The 16,060-nt window shown below is 61.6% G+C and carries 17 protein-coding genes and 1 riboswitch; of the genes, 7 read left to right on the plus strand and 10 right to left on the minus strand.

Annotated elements, in window-relative coordinates:
- Positions 1-114: 114 nt before the first annotated feature.
- Complete coding sequence (locus J2J98_RS29835; protein WP_207604189.1) at positions 115-909, minus strand: alpha/beta fold hydrolase; 795 nt, start codon at positions 907-909, stop codon at positions 115-117.
- A 145-nt stretch (positions 910-1,054) separates the two neighbouring features.
- Here J2J98_RS29835 and J2J98_RS29840 point away from each other — a divergent pair, with 145 nt between their 5' ends.
- Complete coding sequence (locus tag J2J98_RS29840; RefSeq protein WP_064710478.1) at positions 1,055-1,522, plus strand: MarR family winged helix-turn-helix transcriptional regulator; 468 nt, start codon at positions 1,055-1,057, stop codon at positions 1,520-1,522.
- A 28-nt stretch (positions 1,523-1,550) separates the two neighbouring features.
- Here the strand turns inward: J2J98_RS29840 and J2J98_RS29845 are convergent, their stop codons facing one another.
- A complete protein-coding gene (locus J2J98_RS29845) occupies positions 1,551-2,330 on the minus strand; it encodes an SDR family oxidoreductase (protein WP_138395786.1) in 780 nt (259 codons plus the stop codon).
- Positions 2,327-2,656, minus strand: coding sequence for a nuclear transport factor 2 family protein (locus J2J98_RS29850; protein ID WP_064710476.1), 330 nt, complete (start codon positions 2,654-2,656; stop codon positions 2,327-2,329). The genes J2J98_RS29845 and J2J98_RS29850 overlap by 4 nt, the downstream gene beginning before the upstream one ends.
- A 138-nt stretch (positions 2,657-2,794) precedes the next feature.
- Between J2J98_RS29850 and J2J98_RS29855 the strand changes: the two genes are divergently transcribed.
- A complete protein-coding gene (locus tag J2J98_RS29855; protein WP_207604190.1) occupies positions 2,795-3,691 on the plus strand; it encodes a LysR family transcriptional regulator in 897 nt (298 codons plus the stop codon).
- Between the two features lie 198 nt (positions 3,692-3,889).
- Here the strand turns inward: J2J98_RS29855 and J2J98_RS29860 are convergent, their stop codons facing one another.
- Genes J2J98_RS29860 through thiC form a run of 5 tightly spaced genes read right to left on the minus strand, consistent with a single transcriptional unit; the run spans position 3,890 to position 8,291 of the window.
- Positions 3,890-4,504, minus strand: a complete 615-nt coding sequence (locus J2J98_RS29860) for a thiamine phosphate synthase (RefSeq protein ID WP_207604191.1) — start codon at positions 4,502-4,504, stop codon at positions 3,890-3,892.
- Positions 4,501-5,274: a thiazole synthase gene (locus tag J2J98_RS29865; protein ID WP_207604192.1), complete on the minus strand. Its 774-nt coding sequence runs from the start codon at positions 5,272-5,274 to the stop codon at positions 4,501-4,503. Before J2J98_RS29865 ends, J2J98_RS29860 begins: the two co-directional genes overlap by 4 nt.
- 1 nt (position 5,275) lies before the next feature.
- Complete coding sequence (thiS, locus tag J2J98_RS29870; RefSeq protein ID WP_064710472.1) at positions 5,276-5,473, minus strand: sulfur carrier protein ThiS; 198 nt, start codon at positions 5,471-5,473, stop codon at positions 5,276-5,278.
- Complete coding sequence (thiO, locus tag J2J98_RS29875) at positions 5,470-6,456, minus strand: glycine oxidase ThiO (protein WP_207604193.1); 987 nt, start codon at positions 6,454-6,456, stop codon at positions 5,470-5,472. The genes thiS and thiO overlap by 4 nt, the downstream gene beginning before the upstream one ends.
- A gap of 2 nt (positions 6,457-6,458) precedes the next feature.
- On the minus strand, positions 6,459-8,291 hold the full coding sequence (gene thiC / locus J2J98_RS29880; RefSeq protein ID WP_207604194.1) for a phosphomethylpyrimidine synthase ThiC: 1,833 nt from the start codon (positions 8,289-8,291) through the stop codon (positions 6,459-6,461).
- A gap of 94 nt (positions 8,292-8,385) precedes the next feature.
- Positions 8,386-8,517, minus strand: a riboswitch (TPP riboswitch).
- Positions 8,518-8,803: 286 nt separating this feature from the next.
- Here thiC and J2J98_RS29885 point away from each other — a divergent pair.
- Positions 8,804-9,718, plus strand: a complete 915-nt coding sequence (locus J2J98_RS29885) for an acetamidase/formamidase family protein (RefSeq protein ID WP_138395792.1) — start codon at positions 8,804-8,806, stop codon at positions 9,716-9,718.
- A 15-nt stretch (positions 9,719-9,733) separates the two neighbouring features.
- Here J2J98_RS29885 and J2J98_RS29890 read toward each other — a convergent pair whose 3' ends face one another.
- Together J2J98_RS29890 and J2J98_RS29895 are read right to left on the minus strand one after the other, a co-directional pair.
- Positions 9,734-10,636, minus strand: coding sequence for a proline iminopeptidase-family hydrolase (locus tag J2J98_RS29890; RefSeq protein WP_207604195.1), 903 nt, complete (start codon positions 10,634-10,636; stop codon positions 9,734-9,736).
- Between the two features lie 69 nt (positions 10,637-10,705).
- Complete coding sequence (locus J2J98_RS29895) at positions 10,706-11,494, minus strand: helix-turn-helix transcriptional regulator (RefSeq protein ID WP_207604196.1); 789 nt, start codon at positions 11,492-11,494, stop codon at positions 10,706-10,708.
- A gap of 130 nt (positions 11,495-11,624) precedes the next feature.
- Between J2J98_RS29895 and J2J98_RS29900 the strand changes: the two genes are divergently transcribed.
- Genes J2J98_RS29900 through J2J98_RS29915 form a run of 4 tightly spaced genes read left to right on the plus strand, consistent with a single transcriptional unit; the run spans position 11,625 to position 16,050 of the window.
- Entirely contained in the window at positions 11,625-12,515 is an 891-nt protein-coding gene (locus tag J2J98_RS29900) for a proline iminopeptidase-family hydrolase (protein WP_207604197.1), read from the plus strand.
- A 51-nt stretch (positions 12,516-12,566) separates the two neighbouring features.
- On the plus strand, positions 12,567-13,505 hold the full coding sequence (locus tag J2J98_RS29905; protein ID WP_207604198.1) for an ABC transporter permease: 939 nt from the start codon (positions 12,567-12,569) through the stop codon (positions 13,503-13,505).
- The gene (locus J2J98_RS29910; protein ID WP_138395797.1) at positions 13,502-14,353 is read left to right on the plus strand and encodes an ABC transporter permease; all 852 of its coding nucleotides are present in this window, start codon (positions 13,502-13,504) and stop codon (positions 14,351-14,353) included. The genes J2J98_RS29905 and J2J98_RS29910 overlap by 4 nt, the downstream gene beginning before the upstream one ends.
- The gene (locus J2J98_RS29915; RefSeq protein WP_207604199.1) at positions 14,350-16,050 is read left to right on the plus strand and encodes a dipeptide ABC transporter ATP-binding protein; all 1,701 of its coding nucleotides are present in this window, start codon (positions 14,350-14,352) and stop codon (positions 16,048-16,050) included. Before J2J98_RS29910 ends, J2J98_RS29915 begins: the two co-directional genes overlap by 4 nt.
- Positions 16,051-16,060: the final 10 nt, after the last annotated feature.

The following is a 16,060-nucleotide window of genomic DNA, read 5'->3' on the forward strand; positions in this document are numbered from 1 at the left end:
AAGTCTGTGTCGCGGGACGCGAGGAAATGCCCATGGATTTCGGTCGGGGATCCGGTGCACCACCGGTATCTCGCTTCCGCAGTGCTGATCAGTTAAGGGATAGCGCGAAATCGTTCACTGCTTTTTTGCCGATGCGGCCTTGGCGGCCTTGTCGATTGTATCGGCGATGACCGCCGGCTGCGTCATGAACAGGGCATGGCTCGCCGACACCTTGGTGACCTTAGCATTGATGCGCTCCGCCATATGGATCAACATGGCCTGGTCGAAGGCCTTGTCTTCGGTGGCAATAACGGCCCAGCTGGGCTTGGTGCGCCATGCGGCGTTCTCGAGCTTGGTGCCGAACGCCGACATTTTGATCGGAACCTGCGCATCTCTCATGAACGCGACATCGGCGTCGCTGACGTCGTGTGCAAACCCTGACTTGAACTTGGCCGGGCTGACGTAGCCGAAACCGTCCTTCGTGGTCTCGATAACGAACTCGGACGCGGGCGCAAATCCCTCGTATTGCTGAGCCGTCGTCTCGCCGGCATCTGGGGAGAGAGCAGAGACATAAACGAGGCCCTTAACCATTTCATCGACCCCAGCTTCCGTGATGACAGTACCGCCCCAGGAGTGTCCAACGAGAATGACCGGACCATCTTGCCGCTCAAGTGCACGCTTGGTGGCGGCAACATCATCTGCAAGAGACGTTAGCGGGTTCTGCACAATCGTGACGCGATAGCCACGTTTTGTAAGATTGTCGTACACGCCCCTCCAGCCGGAACCGTCCGCAAATGCGCCGTGAACCAGGACCACGTTTCGCACGGATTGGTCTTGCGGGAGCGATTCAGCGGCCTGCGCCGGCAAGGTGGCCGAAAGGGAGGCTGCAGATGCGATTGCGGCAATCGTGGTGATGGTCTTGCGTGTCATGGCTTTCTCCTCTTGGGAAATCACGATAACAGTTATCGCGATATCTATAAGCTGACAGATGTTGAGTTATGCGTCAACAAGATTATTATCGCGATATTTGTTTTCGTGATAATATCGGTTATATGTATGAGGACAGGAGTTCAAAATGACCCAACGCCACAACGATCCCCCGCCCCTGCGTGACCAACTGTGCTATGCGATCTACACCGCCGGCATCGCAATTCAGCGTGCCTACAAGCCGCTACTCGACGAGCTTGGGTTGACATACCCGCAATATCTTGTCTTGAACGTTCTTTGGGCGCACGACGAACAGACCGTGGTTTCCATCGCTGATCAGCTTGCTCTGGAATCCAGCACCTTGACACCTCTTTTGAAACGCCTGGAAGCCGCCGGGCACGTGCGCCGGACACGCAATCTCGGAAACGAACGGCAGGTTTTGGTGGCGCTGACTGACCAGGGACGCGCATTGCAGCACAGAGCAGGCTGCCTCGGCGATACATTGCTTGCAGCCTCAACCCAGACACCACCGAAACTCGCTGCTTTGAACCGCGACGTGCGACATTTGCGCGATGCGATCTACTCCCAGATCGGCGGGTGGGATGCACCCGCCTGACCTGTAATGGCGCCAGATGACCTAAAGCTCACGCGGTCGGAACAGTCCCACCGTCGATCACATGCTCGGTCCCGGTAATGGATGTTGCCCGATCCGAGGCGAGGAACGCGATCAGGTCTGCGACCTCCTCCGGCGCGGCCGGTCGTCCCAGCGGTATGCCGCCGAGCGACTTCATGATCACGTCGACCGCGGCGTCGTAGTCGATGCCAGCTTGCTCGGCTATGCGCAGAGCCAGACCATTGGAATTCGGACTGGCGATCCAGCCAGGGGACACTCGTACCACCCGCACGCCCTTCGGAGAAACCTCCTTGGAGATGCTCTTGCTGTAGGTGTTGAGGGCCGCCTTGGCCGAAGCATAGCCGGTCGTCGCCTCCGGTAGCGGAAGGCGGTTCTGGATCGAGGTGACGTGAATGACGACTCCGCTTCCCTGAGCGATCAACCCGGGGATTAGCGCACGATCCAGCCTGACTGCCGGAAAGAAGTTGAGGTTGAACTCCTTGTCCCACTCCTCGTCGGTGAGCGCAGCGAAGCCACCTGAAGGAGCCGAAGAACCGCCCAGCATATTCACAAGAATATCGAGCCCGCCGAGCTCCCGATGCACCGCGTCGACGACCGCTTGAACGCCCGCCCCGGTGGTCAGGTCAGCTTCAACGAATGCCGCACCAGAGAAGTCCGCCGGCTTGGAGCGAGCGGTGGTCAGCACACGGGCGCCAAGCTCCCGGAAGAGAGCTACGGTTGCTGCGCCGGCACCCATCGTTCCCGCGGTGATCAGGGCCCGACGCCCCTGCAATGTGAAAAACGGTGTCATACGGTGATCTCCAGTTCGGCGACCTTGTCGCCCGCGAGGACGAAGAGGAAGCGCAGGTCAATCGGGCTGCCAGGGAAAGTGCCGACGGCGTGAGCCGTCACCAGGGTCTTTCCGTGTTCAAGGGCGATGTGGAAGGGTTCCACGGTGTAGCTGTATTGCTGGCTTTCATCGGCCATCCACTTACGAATGGCATCACGTCCCGTATGGGACTTGCCTTTATCTTTCACGCTGCCGTTTTCGGTGAAGGCGGCTGCGACAGCATCGGGGCTGCCATCCCGGTCAGCATCAAAATAGGCCTCTATGGCCTCGGGGAGTTTGATAGTCATTCTGGTCTTCCAATCCTGTTTTCAGCCTTAGCCAGCTATGAGCCGCGCCCATTTGAGGCCGACAAGCCCAATCTAAGACTGGACGATTGGCAGGATAACTGGGACAAAGCGGGATGAAACGTTTCGAAAAGAGGGATAATGACGCGCTCTTTCCTTGTTGACCTGGATGCCGTCCTCAGCATCGCCCGCCTGGGCTCGTTTCGGGCCGCCGCGCTGGAGCTCGGTATGTCCACGACAGCACTGAGCAATGCCATCGCCAAGCTTGAGCAGCGCTTAGGCATTCGGCTTTTTAACCGCACAACGCGCAGCGTCTCGCTGACCGACGCAGGGAAAACCTTCGTCGAGCGGGTTAGACCGGCAATGACCGACATCCACGATGCCATGCTCTCGGCTCAGTCGCTTCAGGAGACTCCGACCGGTACGTTGCGCATCAATGCCTTTGTGTCGGCAGCCCGCGAGGTGATGGCGCCGCTCATCCTCTCTTTCCTGCAGCGCTTCCCCCAGGTGCACATCGATCTGGTCACGGAGGGACGGCTCGTCGACATAGTAGCGGCCGGCTTCGACCTAGGCTTGAGGCCGGCCGATTTGGTGCCGAACGACATGATTGCCGTGCCCCTCGGTCTGGAGCGCAGCAATGCCGTCGTCGCATCGCCGGATTTCCTGCGCACGCACGGTAAGCCTGTCGTTCCGGCCGACTTGTACGGGTTTCCGTGCATCCGCGCCCGTCTTCCGAATAACGCATTGTTGCGCTGGCGCTTCGAGAAGGACGGGAACGCTGTCCAGATCGATGTGGAAGGCTCGATCACCCTCGACGAGTCAAGCCTTGTCAGGATAGCGGCGCAGAATGGAGTGGGGCTTGGATACGTCATGGAAGCGGATGCGCGCGACGACATTGCGGCGGGCCGACTGGTGCGAGTTCTCGAGGACTGGACCCCCTCTTTGGCCCCACTAGCGCTGTATTACCCTGGCAGGAAGAATCCGCCGGCAGCCTTCAGTGCGTTCATTCAGGCTGCCCGCGATTTTGCGAATCGCTGACCTGGTGCACAGATCGAGATTTTTTGCGGCGCGGGATGTTCATGCCAAGCGCTACAATCAAAAGGATGTTCGTCTCACTCGTGCGGGATTGCTTTAGCAAACTGCGCAACCGAAAGTTGAATTTATGACGTAGTTGATATTATATGACAACACCCCGCTAAGGGCTTCCGCGTTGCCGATGGGATCAACCCTTTACTCTCATTTCCCGGACCGCCATGGGGCGGTCGCGGCCAGCCACTGTCGCGTGCGGGCCTCCGGATCCGAGTTGCGGGTGATATCGGTGACCACGGCGGCACTGTCGGCGCCGTTTTCCAGTACCAGCGGCGCCCGTTCGGCGGTGATCCCGCCGATGGCGACGAGCGGTGTCGTGCCGACGCGCTGGCGCCAGTCGGAAAGGCGTTCGACGCCTTGCGGCGCCCATTTCATTTCTTTGAGTATCGTGGGCCAGACCGGCCCGAGCGCAACATAATCCGGCTCGGCCGCGAGCGCCGCCTCCAGCTCCGATACATCGTGCGTGGAAAGGCCTAGCTTCAGGCCGGCGCGACGAATGGCATTCCTGTCGGCGGCCACCAGGTCTTCCTGCCCGAGATGAATGAAATCGCATCCTTCATCGATCGCCAGCTTCCAATAATCATTGACGACCAGTTGGCAATCCGCTGCCGCACAGGCAGCCTTCGCATGCCGTATCTCCTCGCGAAGTATTGCATCTGAACGATCCTTGATGCGCAGCTGGACGAGTTTGACGCCAAGCGGCACGAGGCGTTCGACCCATTCGGCGCTGTCGACGATGAGATAGAAGGGGTCGAGCTTCATGAGAAGACGGCCTTTCCGATGACGGGAGTGGACGGCACGGCAATGTCGCGTGGTTCCAGCGGTACGGCGCCATGCGCCAGGCTGCCGGCATCGATGGCAAGCGCGAAGGCCTCGGCAATGGTGGCGGGATCGCCTGCGCCGGCAACGGCTGTGTTGAGAAGAACGGCATCATAACCGTACTCCATGACGGTAGCGGCATGAGACGGCCGGCCGATGCCGGCATCGATGATCAGCGGCACATCCGGAAAATGCGCACGAAACGCCCGCAGCGCCATCGGGTTCAGCGGCCCCTTAGCGGAGCCGATCGGCGCACACCAGGGCATCAGGACACGGCAACCGGCTTCCAGCAGCCTTTCGGCTACGACAAGGTCGTCGGTTGTATAGGGAAAGACCTGAAAGCCCTCGCCGGTGAGGATGCGGGCGGCCTCGACAAGGCCGAAGACGTCAGGCTGCAGCGTATCGTGATGACCGATCACTTCGAGCTTGATCCAGTCGGTGCGGAAGACCTCGCGCGCCATCTTCGCCGTCAGCACTGCCTCCTGCACGCTGTGGCATCCGGCTGTATTCGGCAGCACGCGCACGCCAAGCTCGCCGATCAGGTCGAAGAAGGCGCCGCCCGCTTTGCCGCCGACGGCTTCGCGGCGAAGCGACACGGTGACGATCTCGGTCTTCGAACGCCTCACCGCTTCTGCAAGGACAGCTGGAGACGGATAGCGGGCGGTGCCGAGCAGCAGCCGGGAACGGACTTCGATATCATAAAGTTTCAGCATCTCAGCCTCCTTGCATGGGTGAGAGAATTTCGATGCGGTCGCGTTCGCCGAGCCTGAAATCGGCGCGATCCTCGCGGTGCACCAGCTCGCCGTTGACAGCGGTCGCCAGCCATCCGCCTTCGTAGTCCAGAGCCAGAAGAAGATCTGCGAGGGTCGTGGCCGCGACCTCCTGTTCCTCGCCATTGATGATGAAGGTCATGATGCCCTCCTTTCCGGTTGGTTGCCTTCTCCAAGAAGAAGCCGCGCCACCTCGCCGGCAATGGCCGGCGCCAGCAGAAAGCCGTGGCGGTAGAGGCCATTGACATGGAGGGTGCGCCCCTCCTGCGTCACACGCGGCAAATTGTCGGGGTAAGCTGGCCGCACGCCCGCGCCGGTTTCGGTAACCCGTGCCTCGCCGAAGGCGGGATTGAGGGCATAGGCGGCATTCAGCAATTCCATCAGCGAACGCGCGGTAATCGGGCCGACATCGTCACTTTCGATCATCGTCGCCCCGATCATGAAGCGATTTCCCTGCCGCGGCACGATATAGATCGGGTGGCGCGGATGCAGCAGACGGACGGGACGGGAGAGATTCACCTCGCTCGTTTCGACGCACAGCATCTCTCCGCGAACGCCGCGCAATTCGGGCAGGCGGCCGATCTGGGCGGCCCCGGTGCAGTCGATCACACGATCGTAATGGGCAAGGTCGGGGTCACCCGTGACCCCGAATGTGAGATGCATGCGGGCTTCCTCAAGTCCGGCGGCGAGCCCCGAGAGCGCCTGCCGCGGATCGAGATGCGCTTCCTGCCGAAAGAACAATGCCCTGCGGAAGCGGCCGGCGAGATCAGGTTCAAGGGCTGCGATCGCCTGCTCGTCCAGCCACTCCCATCCGCTTGTCCGGCGGCAAAAGCGGTCGAGTTCGCCGGCATCGCGCCCGGCCGCCACGACAAGTGTCCCCCGGCGATTGACAAGGCCGGGCAGCGCTGCCCCCCACCAATCGGCGGCAAGACGACCGAGCGCCAGTACCGGCTCCTCCGCGCTTTCCCTTTCGCACCATGGAGCAAGCATGCCGCCGGCAAAGCCGGAAGCGCCGGCGCCGACCCGGTCGGCTTGCTCAGCGACGCTGACGCGGAAGCCGTGCCGATAGAGCTGCCACGCAACGGTGAGGCCGGCAACGCCGGCCCCCTTGACGAGGATGCGCATCGTCATTCTCCGGAAGGCGGTTTCGCGGCCTCGGCGACGGGCATGTAGAGGTCGCCGCCGTCGCGATACCTGGCGGCCATGGCTTCCAGTCCTTCTTTCTGGGCTTCGGCGCGAATGTCGTGGGAAATACGCATGGAACAGAATTTCGGGCCGCACATCGAGCAGAAATGCGCCACCTTGTGCGCCTCCTTCGGCAAAGTCTCGTCATGGAAGGAACGCGCCGTTTCCGGATCCAGAGACAGGTTGAACTGGTCTTCCCAGCGGAATTCGAAGCGTGCCCGCGACAGCGCGTCGTCGCGGATGCGGGCGGCCGGATGGCCCTTGGCAAGATCGGCGGCATGAGCGGCGATCTTGTAGGTGATGACGCCGGTCTTGACGTCGCTGCGATCCGGCAGCCCCAGATGCTCCTTCGGCGTGACGTAGCAGAGCATGGCTGTGCCGAACCACCCGATCATCGCGGCTCCGATGCCGGAGGTAATATGATCATAGCCAGGTGCGATGTCGGTGGTCAGGGGTCCGAGCGTATAGAAGGGAGCCTCGCCGCAAACCTTGAGCTGCTTATCCATATTCTCCTTGATCTTGTGCATCGGCACGTGGCCGGGACCTTCGATCATCACCTGGCAATCCCTGGCCCAGGCGATTTTGGTCAGTTCGCCGAGGGTTTCGAGCTCGGCAAATTGCGCTGCGTCATTGGCATCGGCGATCGAGCCAGGGCGAAGGCCGTCTCCAAGCGAGAAGGAGACGTCGTAGGCGCGGCAGATCTCGCAGATTTCCTCGAAATGCTCGTAGAGAAAGCTCTCCTTGTGATGATGCAGACACCACTTGGCCATGATAGAGCCGCCGCGTGAGACGATGCCGGTGACACGATTGACGGTGAGCGGGATATAGGCAAGCCGCACGCCCGCATGAATGGTGAAATAGTCGACGCCCTGCTCGGCCTGTTCGATCAGCGTATCGCGATAGACCTCCCAGCTGAGATCCTCGGCAATGCCGTTCACCTTTTCAAGCGCCTGATAGAGCGGCACCGTTCCGATCGGAACCGGCGAATTGCGAATGATCCATTCCCGGATATTGTGAATGTTGCGGCCGGTGGAAAGGTCCATCACCGTGTCGGCGCCCCAGCGGATCGCCCAGACCATCTTTTCCACCTCCTCCGCCATCGACGAGGTGACGGCCGAGTTGCCGATATTGGCATTGATCTTCACCAGGAAATTACGGCCGATGATCATCGGTTCGGACTCTGGGTGGTTGATGTTGGCCGGAATGATCGCCCGGCCCGCCGCGACTTCCCGCCGGACGAATTCGGGCGTGACGAAATCGGGAATATCAGCACCAAAGCTCTCGCCGTCGCGGGTCAGCGCCTCCTTCGCGGCCTGCCGGCCGAGGTTTTCGCGGATCGCGATGAACTCCATTTCCGGCGTGACGATGCCGGCACGCGCATAGGCGAGCTGGGTGACGGCGCGGCCCGTCTTTGCCTTGAGCGGTGTGTTGCGAATGGGGAATTCCGGCGTCAGCCGCTCGCCTGCGGCAAAACCATTGTCTTCAGGCTTCACCAGCCGGCCTTCATAGGCTTCGACATCGCCACGCGCCTTGATCCAGTTTTCGCGCAAACGCGGCAGCCCGGCGTCGATCGAGACCGTATGTTGCGGGTCAGTATAGGGACCGGAGGAATCGTAGACCGTGACCGGTGGTTCGCCCGAGGTCGGGTGAAGGCTGATTTCCCGCATAGGCACGCGAAGATCCGGATAGAGTGTTCCGGGCTTTACGACCTTGCTCGAGGCCGGAAGCGGGCCGGTGGTGACCACGGGAGTAAGCTTGGGTGCGGCAATATTCATGGGTGAGGCTCCAAGGTTTGACGTTTGGAGACCCAGTTCCAGTGTTGGAATGATGGAAAGACGCCTCAAGCGACAAAGCGAAATCCGCCTGACAGCCGCAGCGTCCGCACCGTCCCTACGCCAGTATGAACTGGATCAGGTTCAACGGGTCACTGCGCCACAATCGGCAAAGCCGTATTGTTCAGCAGAATCTCAGCCCCTTGCCGGGACACCCCTGGTGAATGCGCGGCATCAAAGACCGGAGCGGCCCCGATGTCAAGAAGGCCTCTCCTTATCCGTTCCGGTGCAATGGTTTGAATTTGACCACGATGGAAAAAGAAGGAGGCAGCCTGAAGGGAAATCCCTCTGGCGTTTCATGAGCATAGCAGTGCGGGGCCCAGCCGCGCGCTTCGCTGCGGAGGTTGATGGAGGCCCCGTGCCAGGCAGGATTGGCACCCCGAGATCTCTGGTCTAGTGTTGAGTTCTCTGCGGGCATTCAGCAGCAGCCGGTACGTTGAACAAACGGGATTCTCATGACCACGCATCGCTTCATTCCGACGATCTTCCATAATGTCATCGGTTCCCTGCCGGTGGCGCTCCGTATCGCGAGTGGCGATACCGTGGTCACGGAAACGCTCGACGCCATCGGCTATGACAAGGACGGCATCAGGCGGGCATCTGGTCCGAACCCGATGAACGGCCCAATTTTCGTGGAGGGTGCGGAGGCCGGTGATGCGCTGAAGGTAGATATCATCAGCATGACGCCAACCAGGGGCACTGGTTTTACCCGAAGCATCGTCGCGGCCAATGTTGTCGACCCTGAAACGGTTCGCGGCCTTCCGCCGCGCGATACCGCTCTCTGGACCATCGACCGCGAAGCATTGACCGTCCGGCTGTCGGAGCCGGTCGCGGGTCTCGAGAATTTCGTTCTGCCCCTCGCGCCGATGATCGGCTGTTTCGGGGTCGCGCCCGCCCTCGCCCAGGCGATATCGACCGCGACCAGTGGCGAATATGGCGGCAACATGGACTATCGCCTGTTCGGCCCCGGCACCACGGTTCGCTTCCCAATATCGGCGCCGGGCGCCCTGTTCTTTTTGGGCGACTGCCATGCCGTGCAGGGAGATGGCGAGATTGTCGGCACCGGCATCGAGACCAGTTTCGAGGTCACGGTGCGGCTGACGGTGGAAAAGAAGTCTGGGCTGGTCTGGCCGCGCGGAGAAACCGCTGAAGACATCTTCACGATCGGCAATGCCCGGCCCCTCGATCAGGCGCTTCAGCATGCGACGAGTGAAATGCTGAACTGGCTGGCGTCCGATTATGGTCTGGACAGGACGGCTGCAAGCCATCTGCTGGGCCAGGTAGTGCGTTACGATGTCGGCAACGTCTTCGATCCGGCCTATACGATGGCTTGCCGGGTCGCGAAGAAATGGCTGGCCGGCCGATCGTGACGACCGGTCCATGCTTCAGTCGTGCCGCGACAGGAAGCGGGAAACGGTCGCCATGCACAGCGGCCTTTCCTCGACATGCGGCATATGGCTGGAATTTTCGAAGAGCACCCACTCGCAGCCGGGGACGCGATCGAGATAGGGCCTGACGACCAGGGGCGTCGCCTCGTCATATTTGCCCGAGATCAGCAGCGTCGGTGCTTCGATGCGATCGAGCCGGTCTTCGATCGTCCAATCCTTCATCGTTCCGATGACGTGGAATTCCGTCGGGCCGTTCATGTTGCGATAGACGGTGTTGTCTTCGTCCATGATGGCAAAGGTGCGCGCCACCTCGGGCGGCCATGGCGCCACGCGGCAGACATGGCGATCATAGAAGACGCGGGAGGCGGCGATATAGTCCGGATCGGTGAGGCTTCCGGCGTGTTCGTGCTTCAGCAGCGTGTCCTGCACCTCCTTCGGCAATTCCTGCCGCAGCCGGTTGGCCTCGGCAACCCAGGTGTGCATGTTGGCCGGCGAATTGGCGATAACCAGGGCTTTCAAACCCTGCGGCCGGCGCACCGCATGTTCGGCGCCGAGCATGCCGCCCCAGGACTGGCCCAGAAAGGCGTAACGATGCTGGATGCCGAGGTGGGCCAGCAGTTCGTCCAGCTCTTCGAGGAAGAGACCGACCGTCCAGAAATCCGGGCCCTTGTCAGGAAGGCGGGTGGAATTGCCGTTGCCGAGCTGGTCGTAATGGATGACCGGCCGGCCGTCGAGGGCGGCGATGTCCTTGAAGGAATCGACGTAATCATGCGTGCAGCCGGGCCCTCCATGCGCAACGACGAGAGGCAGCTTGTCGCTTTTCAGGGAGCCGGTCACGCGGTACCAGGTGCGATAATCGCGAAAGGGCAGATAGGCTTCACTTGTCGCGACTTCGGCCACCGGCATCTCCATTTCTCGGAAGTTTGGAGACCATAACGCGGCGGCGGCGGCGAAGGCAGCTATCACAAGTTATAGGTTGGGCAATGACCGTTCACGCTCTTCGAGAAGGCGGTAATGGGTCGCGCGCACGACGGCCTGCGTACGATTGCGGGCGCCGAGCTTCTTGGCCGCCGCGTTGAGATGCATGACCACGGTGGGAACGGAGCGGCCGATGATGCGCGAGATTTCCTTGGCGGAATAGCCTTCCGCAGAATGGCGCAGGCATTCGCGCTCCCGCTCGGTCAGGCGGATGGTGCCGACGGTCCTCGCCCGTGTGTCGAAAAGCGAATAAGCGGTCTCATGAAAGATATGGGCAAGCAGATTGAAGTCGGCGATAGCGCTCAACGCATGCCGTTCGAAATCGCGGCCCCCGCGGAAACGGATGCCGGTGACCGTGGCATAATCGCCCCCCGGCATATGCACCGGCACGGTCACGCCGGTCGACATGTCGCGTTCGCGGAGATAGCGGGTCACCGGCGCGGTGTCGTCGCTCATAAAGCGATTGATCAGCGTGTCGGCATCAGTGTCGTAATTCCAGAAGAAGGGCGCGCTGCTGCGTAGCGCCACCTGCTGGACCGGGTCGATGCGGAAATAACCGCGATCGAACCAGTAGTCGTGCATGTCGTCGGCGATGTTCCTGAGCTTCAGCAGCGACGGAATCATGATCGCGCCGTCAATATCATAGGGCACCGGCGTATAATCATAGATGAGGGCCTCGAAGCCGAGCTGCTTCATTGCCTCGAAGGCCTCGTCGATCCGGCCGTCCAGCGTTTCATGCGCCGTAAATTGCTGTCTGATCGTTCCAATATCATCAAGCATGGGCAGTTCCCCGGTTGGCATGCACCGCGCTACCCTATCACTTCTTATAGCTGGCATGGAGCGCGTTTTCCGGTAAAAAATTAGCCATGCCCAAATATTGAGCAAGGGAAATTTTCTGCTGGAGTAATCAATGTGGCGTGAAATGCAGCCGGACGCGCGATTCGAGGTCGATGTGGATGGCTATCGCGTCGTCGCCTATAGCTTCGGGATCGGCGACGAGACGGTGTTCTGCCTGAACGGCGGTCCCGGCCTGCCATGTGATTACTTGCGCGAGGCCCATTCCTGCCTGATCGACAAAGGCTACCGCGTCGTCGCCTTCGACCAGCTCGGCACCGGCGCTTCCGACCGGCCGGACGATCTCTCGCTCTGGACGATCAGCCGCTATGTCGAAGAGACGGAAACCGTGCGCAAGACGCTCGGGCTCGGCAAGGTCCACATGCTCGGCCATTCCTGGGGCGGGTGGCTCGCGATAGACTATGCTCTGACCTATCCCGAAAATCTGAAGACGCTGATCCTCGAAGATACCGTCGCCGACATGCCGCATCTGATCTCGGAACTGGAACGGCTGCGGGCAGCGCTTGGTCCGGAAACAGTCTCGATGATGCAGAAGCATGAGGCGCAGGGGACTTATGATCATCCGGAATATCTCGCCGCCGTCACCATCCTCAACTACCGCCATGTCTGCCGCCTGGCCGAATGGCCGGCGCCGGTGCGCCGCTCGCTCGACGACTGGAACATGGCGCCTTACGCGACGATGCAGGGCCCGAACGAATTTCTCTACATAGGCAATCTCAGGGACTGGAACCGTATCCCCGATCTGCCGCGGCTGACCTTGCCCGTGCTCATCACCACGGGAGAGCATGACGAGCTGACGCCTGCCTGCGCGCTGAGGATGAAGCTCGCGCTGCCGAATGCCGAGCTCAAGGTATTTGCCAATGCCAGCCACATGCCATTTTATGAGAACCCGCAGGACTATTATCCGGCGCTTCTAGGCTTTCTTGACCGGCACAAGGCATCCTGATGCAAGTGAAAGCGGCTCAAATCCCACGAAGACAGAGGGGCGATCGCCGTCATGCACCGCTATAAGTTCGTTCTGACGCGACCGCTGCAGTTTCTGCCCGTACTTTTCGGCATCAGTATCATCACCTTCATCTTGGTCCGCCTGATCCCCGGCGATCCCGCACGCAATATCCTCGGCACGCGTGCAACGCCGCAAGCACTTGCGAGCATCCGTGCCCAGTACGGTCTCGATCAGCCGATGTGGCTGCAATATGTCTATTTTCTTAAGAACCTCGCCGATGGCGAAATGGGCAAGTCTATCCTCTACAAGATCGACGTGCTGAAGCTGATCGCGACCCGCATCGAACCGACGCTCGCGCTCGTGGCCGCCAGCCTCGTGCTCTCGGTCCTGATCGCGGTGCCGATGGCGGCGATCGCCGCACGCAATGCAGGCCGAGCGCCGGACCATGCGGTGCGCATCGTCTCGACTCTCGGCATCGGTTTTCCGCCCTTCTGGCTGGGGCTGATGCTGATCATCCTCTTCAGCGTCGAGCTCGGCCTGCTGCCGGTTTCGGGCTACGGCGCGACCATCGGCGACAAGCTTTCACATCTCGTGCTGCCAAGCCTGACGGTGGCGTTGTCGCTCTCGACTGTTTTGACGCGAAGCCTGCGGGCGGCAATGATCGAGGCGCTGAAATCGGATGTCGCCACGGCGGCGCGCGCCCGCGGCATGCCCGAGGGCATCGTCTTCTGGCGGCATGTGCTGCCGAATTCGCTGGTGCCGACGATCAACCTGCTTGCCGTCAACATCGGCTGGCTGATCGGCGGCACGGTTGTGGTCGAGAGCGTCTTTGCGCTGCCCGGCATGGGGCAGCTCCTCGTCAGGGCGATCTTCTCGCGCGACTATATGGTGGTGCAGGGCGTGGCCATGGTCTTTGCCTGCGCCACCGTGCTGATCAATTTCATCGCCGACATCGTCACCGTGGCCGTCGATCCGAGGGTGAAGCTATGAGCATCGAGGCGACCGCACCCGCCTCCCCTCGCCGGCGCCGCTTCCTCGGCCAGCGGCCGATGCTTGCCGTCGGCGCCGGCGTGCTGCTGTTCTTCATCATGCTGGCGGTCGCCGCACCTCTTATCGCGCCCTATGACCCCATCATGCAGAATGCCGAGGTGCGCCTGCAGGCGCCATCGCTGATGCATCCTTTCGGCACCGACAATTTCGGCCGTGACATCCTCTCCCGCGTCATCTGGGGTGCGCGCATCGATCTGCAGATGGCGCTGATCGGTGTCGTCTTCCCCTTCCTCATCGGCACGACGGTCGGCACCATTGCCGGCTTCTTCGGCGGGATCGTCGACGCGCTGTTCATGCGCCTCGTCGATATCATCCTCGCCTTCCCGTTCCTCGTGCTGATGCTTTCGATAATCGCCATCCTCGGCCCCGGCCTCGGCAGTTTCTATATCGCCATGGCGCTGGTCGGCTGGGTTTCCTATGCGCGGCTGATCCGGGCGCAGATGCTGGTGCTGAAGGGCAGCGATTACGCTGTCGCCGCCGTCAGCCTCGGCTTCAGCCGTTCGCGCATCATGTTCCGTCACCTGCTCCCGAACGCCATCGCCGGCTCGATCGTCTTTTCCATGTCCGATGCGACGCTGGTGCTGCTCAGCGGCGCTGCCGTCAGCTATCTCGGCCTCGGCGTTCAGCCGCCGATCGCCGAATGGGGCGTCATGGTCGCGGAAGGACAGAGCTTCATCACTACGGCCTGGTGGATCACGCTGTTTCCCGGCCTCTCCATCGTCTGCCTGGCCTTCGGCTTCAGCATGCTGGGCGATGCGCTCGGCGAATTGCTGGGGGTGCATGAATGAGCGGCTCGGTGCTCTCCGTTCGCGATCTTACCGTCAGGGCGCATCTCGATTCCGGTCCGCGCACGCTGCTCGATGCTGTTTCGCTCGACCTCGGCCGCGGTGAAATTCTTGGCCTCGTCGGCGAGAGCGGCTCGGGAAAGAGCCTGTTCTGTCGCTCGCTGGTGCGTCTGCTGCCCTCCTCGCTGCTGAAGATCGAAAGCGGTTCCGTGTTGCTCGAGGGGCGCGACCTGACGCGGATCGACGACGCCGAGATGCTGAAGGTGCGCGGCGGCGAGATCGGCATGATCTTCCAGAACCCGACCAGCCATCTCGATCCGGTCATGCGCGTCGGCGACCAGATCGCCGAGGGCATCCGCTACCATCAGGGCCTTGGCGCCCGCGAGGCCCGTGCCGCGGCAGTGGAGATTCTCGCGCAGGTCGGCTTTCCCGACCCCGGCCGCCAGTACGACAGCTATCCGCATGAGTTTTCCGGCGGCATGCGCCAGCGGGCAATGATCGGTGTCGCCCTGTCCTGCAACCCGAAGATCCTGATCGCCGACGAGCCGACAACGGCGCTTGACGTCACGATCCAGGCGCAGATCCTGCGGCTGCTGATCGATATTCGCGACCGGCGCGACCTATCGATCATTCTCATCACCCACGATCTCGGCATCGTCGCCCAGACCTGCGACCGCATTGCTGTGATGCGCGGCGGCAAGCTTGTCGAAGAAGGGCCGAAGCGGACGATTCTGACGCGGCCGCAGCATCCCTATACGACCAACCTCATCGACAGCCATCCCTCGATATCAGGCGAGATGCCGGCACCGTCGCTCGAGATCGCCGGGGCAAGCCGGCCAGCCGCAGCTTTGCTCGAGGTCGACGATCTGCACGTACGCTTCAGAGGCGGCGGCAGCCTGTTCAAAGGGAGTGCCAGGACGATCAGCGCCGTTGCCGGTGTCAGCTTGAAGATCATGCCGGGCGAGACAGTTGGCATTGTCGGCGAATCCGGCAGTGGCAAGAGTACGCTTGCCCGCGCCGTGCTGGGATTGACGCCGCTTTCCTCGGGGCACGTGACTTTCGACGGCATCGACCTGGCGCAACAGAGGAGCGCGGGCCTCGCAAAGCTCAGGCGCGAAACGGCGATGGTGTTCCAGGACCCCTACAACGCACTGAACCCGCGGCTGACGATCGGACAAATGCTCGGCGAGGTGCTGAAGGTGCAAGGCAAGGTCGCCGCCGCCGATATTCCAGCGCGGATCGGCGAGCTGCTCGACCTCGTCGGCCTCGAGCGTGAATTCGCCGGGCGCAAGCCGCGCAGCATGAGCGGCGGTCAGTGCCAGCGCGCCGGCATCGCCCGCGCGCTCGCCGTTGAGCCGAAGCTGATTATCGCCGACGAATGCGTGGCGGCGCTCGACGTCACCATCCAGGCGCAGATCATCGAGCTTTTTCGTCAACTCACCGCGAAGATGAACCTGACGCTGATCTTCATCGCCCATGATTTGGCGATCGTGCGCAATCTCTGCCAACGCGTCGTCGTGATGTATCGCGGCGAGATCGTCGAGGAGGGCCGCTCCGACCAGGTCTTCGCGCGGCCGAAGCATGCCTATACCGCGGCGCTGATCGCTGCCATTCCCGACATCGATCCCGACAAGCCGCTGCTACAAGGCCCCGACCGCAGGGGCGAGCCGCAATCCATGTCCGTCAAACGCATGCCATAACAAAGAAGGG

It is taken from the genome of Rhizobium bangladeshense, from assembly GCF_017357245.1.
Taxonomy (GTDB): domain Bacteria; phylum Pseudomonadota; class Alphaproteobacteria; order Rhizobiales; family Rhizobiaceae; genus Rhizobium; species Rhizobium bangladeshense.

Bases quoted from the DNA above. Each gene is read 5' to 3' on its own strand.
- J2J98_RS29835 (WP_207604189.1), bottom strand. From the start codon at position 909: ATGACACGCAAGACCATCACCACGATTGCCGCAATCGCATCTGCAGCC.
- J2J98_RS29840 (WP_064710478.1), top strand. From the start codon at position 1,055: ATGACCCAACGCCACAACGATCCCCCGCCCCTGCGTGACCAACTGTGC.
- J2J98_RS29845 (WP_138395786.1), bottom strand. From the start codon at position 2,330: ATGACACCGTTTTTCACATTGCAGGGGCGTCGGGCCCTGATCACCGCG.
- J2J98_RS29850 (WP_064710476.1), bottom strand. From the start codon at position 2,656: ATGACTATCAAACTCCCCGAGGCCATAGAGGCCTATTTTGATGCTGAC.
- J2J98_RS29855 (WP_207604190.1), top strand. From the start codon at position 2,795: ATGACGCGCTCTTTCCTTGTTGACCTGGATGCCGTCCTCAGCATCGCC.
- J2J98_RS29860 (WP_207604191.1), bottom strand. From the start codon at position 4,504: ATGAAGCTCGACCCCTTCTATCTCATCGTCGACAGCGCCGAATGGGTC.
- J2J98_RS29865 (WP_207604192.1), bottom strand. From the start codon at position 5,274: ATGCTGAAACTTTATGATATCGAAGTCCGTTCCCGGCTGCTGCTCGGC.
- thiS (WP_064710472.1), bottom strand. From the start codon at position 5,473: ATGACCTTCATCATCAATGGCGAGGAACAGGAGGTCGCGGCCACGACC.
- thiO (WP_207604193.1), bottom strand. From the start codon at position 6,456: ATGCGCATCCTCGTCAAGGGGGCCGGCGTTGCCGGCCTCACCGTTGCG.
- thiC (WP_207604194.1), bottom strand. From the start codon at position 8,291: ATGAATATTGCCGCACCCAAGCTTACTCCCGTGGTCACCACCGGCCCG.
- J2J98_RS29885 (WP_138395792.1), top strand. From the start codon at position 8,804: ATGACCACGCATCGCTTCATTCCGACGATCTTCCATAATGTCATCGGT.
- J2J98_RS29895 (WP_207604196.1), bottom strand. From the start codon at position 11,494: ATGCTTGATGATATTGGAACGATCAGACAGCAATTTACGGCGCATGAA.
- J2J98_RS29900 (WP_207604197.1), top strand. From the start codon at position 11,625: ATGTGGCGTGAAATGCAGCCGGACGCGCGATTCGAGGTCGATGTGGAT.
- J2J98_RS29905 (WP_207604198.1), top strand. From the start codon at position 12,567: ATGCACCGCTATAAGTTCGTTCTGACGCGACCGCTGCAGTTTCTGCCC.
- J2J98_RS29910 (WP_138395797.1), top strand. From the start codon at position 13,502: ATGAGCATCGAGGCGACCGCACCCGCCTCCCCTCGCCGGCGCCGCTTC.
- J2J98_RS29915 (WP_207604199.1), top strand. From the start codon at position 14,350: ATGAGCGGCTCGGTGCTCTCCGTTCGCGATCTTACCGTCAGGGCGCAT.